The sequence below is a fragment of the Mesorhizobium sp. M2A.F.Ca.ET.037.01.1.1 genome (assembly GCF_003998075.1).
Lineage (GTDB): Bacteria > Pseudomonadota > Alphaproteobacteria > Rhizobiales > Rhizobiaceae > Mesorhizobium.
The window spans coordinates 1-2,483 of record NZ_RZSA01000949.1 but is presented as its reverse complement, the minus strand read 5'-3'; the positions used below and the strand labels follow the sequence as shown (position 1 = coordinate 2,483).

The following is a 2,483-nucleotide window of genomic DNA, read 5'->3' as shown; positions in this document are numbered from 1 at the left end:
CCGGGAATATGGCGGTCTCGGTCTTTCCGTCGAAGGTCTCGCCGTTGATCGTCTCGCCCTTCAGCGGCGTGCCGATGATCACCGGCAGCGTCTCGCGGCCTTGCTTCACCGTGCCCTCGCGGGTCGAGCGGACCGCGGCCATGGCAACGACATCGACGGCGGCGCCGCTGAAATTCGCCCGCGCCACGGCTCGGTCGGTCAGCCGGCGCACGATCGCCTGCAGCCGGTCGTGGCTTTCGTGGTGCAGATGGTCCGCCTTGGTCGCGGCGACCAGGATGCGGTCGATGCGGCGCGAGAAGAAATCGGTGAGGAAGTTGCCGCGTCCGGGCCGGAAGCAGGACAGGATCTCGGTGACGGCGCGTTCCAGATCGGCCATCGCGGCCCGGCCGGCATTGAGCGCCTGCATGGCGTCGATCAGCACGATCTGCCGGTCCAGGCGGGTGATGTGCTCGCGAAAGAACGGTTTGACGACATGCGTCTTGTAGGCCTCGTAGCGGCGCTCCATCATCGCCTGCAGCGATCCGGAGCGCGGCCGGCCGTCCGCCAATATCATCAACGGCGCGAAGGTGAGCGCCGGCGAGCCTTCGAGGTCGCCCGGCATCAGGAAGCGGCCGGGCGGCAGCGTCGACAGGGCGCGTTCGTCGAGCTTGCAGCCCTTGAGATAGGCGGCAAAGCTCTCGGCCAAGCGCCGCGCCGTCATCTCGTCGGCGTCGGCATCGGGATTGACGGTGGAAGCCAGCTCGCGCCAGGCCTGAGACAGGTCGGAGCGGACGGGCAGGGCGGCCAACTCGACCGCCTCGCGCGAAAAATCGGCGAAGGATTTGCCGAGCAGCGGCAGGTCGAGCAGCCATTCCCCGGGATAGTCGACGATGTCGATCGACAGTTTCCCGGCTGAAAACAGCCGGTTCCAGCCGGAAGCCGACTCGTATTCGATGGTGAGCCTCAGCTCCGAGATGGCGCGTGTGGAGTCCGGCCAGACGCGGTCGTTCACCAAGGCCGCGACATGGTCCTCGTACTGGAAACGCGGAACGGCATCGTCCGGCTGCTCCTCGAGGAAGGCGCGGGCGATGCGGCCGGATTTCTGCGCTTCGAAGAGCGGCAGGCGTCCGCCATGGATGAGGTTGTGGACGAGGGCGGAGATGAACACCGTCTTGCCGGCGCGGGAAAGACCGGTGACGCCAAGACGCAATGAGGGGGAGAAGAGCCCGGCGGCCCGGCCCGACAGCGTGTCGAGCGCAATCCTTGCCTCGTCGGTGAAAGTCGTCAGCGATGATGCCAAATCAGGCCTCTGGTTGCGCGTCCGCGCCCGATATAGGCGCTGGACCTGGCGTTTGAAATGGCCTCAGAGGTCGGCGGGCGTGAGAAAGGCTTCGAGGTAGCCGTTGCCCTGCGCCGCTTCGGCAAGATTGCCGGGAAAGCGCACCACGGCGAGACCGGAGGTCGGAAAACCGTGCTTCATCATGCCGCGCGCCGCCTCGTCGCCGTCGCCCGACACCGCCATGGCCAGATCCTCGGTCATGGGATTGTGGCCGATCACCAGAAGCTGTTCGGCGCCGGCGTTCTTGCGGATGATGTCGAGATAGCCGGCCGCATCCTCGCTGTAGAGCGTGTCGAAGAACAGCACCCGGCCGGTGTCGGTGCGCCCCGCCAGGCCTTCCAGCGTCTGTCTTGCCCGTTTGGCATTGGAGCAAAGCGTGACGTCCGGCACGTAGTTGCGGGCCCGCATAGCCTCTCCCATCGCTTCGGCGTCAGCCTTGCCCGATTCGTCGAGCGGGCGGTCGAAATCGCGCACGCCGGGCAGCGCCCAGCCGGCCTTGGCATGCCGCAACAGATAAAGTCTGCTCATGCGTTCCCCCATGGCGCTGCCTGACAGGCAAAGCGCGATTAGTCACCAGAACCACGTCATGCACAATGGCCGGCGCGAGCACCTGCAACGAATCATATGCGAATTCGTTTTATGCCGTTGAAACAACGTCGTTGCCGGAGCTGCCGATGCGAGACTAACAATTGCGTGAAACTGTCGTCGATACCGCTTGTGCAGGCTCTTGTCCCCGAATATATAGGCGCCAAATTTGGGGTTGTTGGGTGAGTCGAATGAACGACATCGTTACCGCCGATTACGTACCCTCCGAAGACGAGCCGTTCATGAACGAACGGCAAAAATCGTACTTCCGCCAAAAGCTTATCACCTGGAAGAACGACATTCTGCGCGAGGCGCGCGAAACCCTAGAAATCCTGCAGCAGGAAAACGCCAACCACCCAGATCTTGCCGATCGCGCCTCCTCCGAAACCGACCGCGCCATCGAATTGCGCGCCCGCGACCGCCAACGCAAGCTCATCTCGAAGATCGACTCCGCGCTCCAGCGCATCGATGAAGGCACCTACGGCTATTGCGAGGAAACCGGGGAGCCGATCGCGCTGAAGCGGCTCGACGCGCGTCCGATCGCGACGCTGTCGATCGAAGCGCAGGAACGCCACGAGCG

3 protein-coding genes are annotated in these 2,483 nt (G+C 64.4%); 1 reads left to right on the top strand and 2 read right to left on the bottom strand.

What is annotated here, in order from left to right:
* Window positions 1–1,279: YcjX family protein (locus EOA27_RS31780; RefSeq protein WP_127258156.1), on the bottom strand; the 1,279-nt coding region annotated here is incomplete at its 3' end.
* Between the two features lie 63 nt (window positions 1,280–1,342).
* Window positions 1,343–1,846 carry a histidine phosphatase family protein gene (locus tag EOA27_RS31775; RefSeq protein ID WP_126082556.1) on the bottom strand — a complete coding sequence of 168 codons (504 nt, stop codon included), beginning with the start codon at window positions 1,844–1,846 and terminating at the stop codon, window positions 1,343–1,345.
* A gap of 248 nt (window positions 1,847–2,094) precedes the next feature.
* On the opposite strand from EOA27_RS31775, the gene dksA reads away from it, so the two are divergent.
* Window positions 2,095–2,483, top strand: a 389-nt coding sequence (gene dksA / locus EOA27_RS31770) for an RNA polymerase-binding protein DksA (RefSeq protein ID WP_127258153.1), incomplete at its 3' end; no start/stop codon positions are given.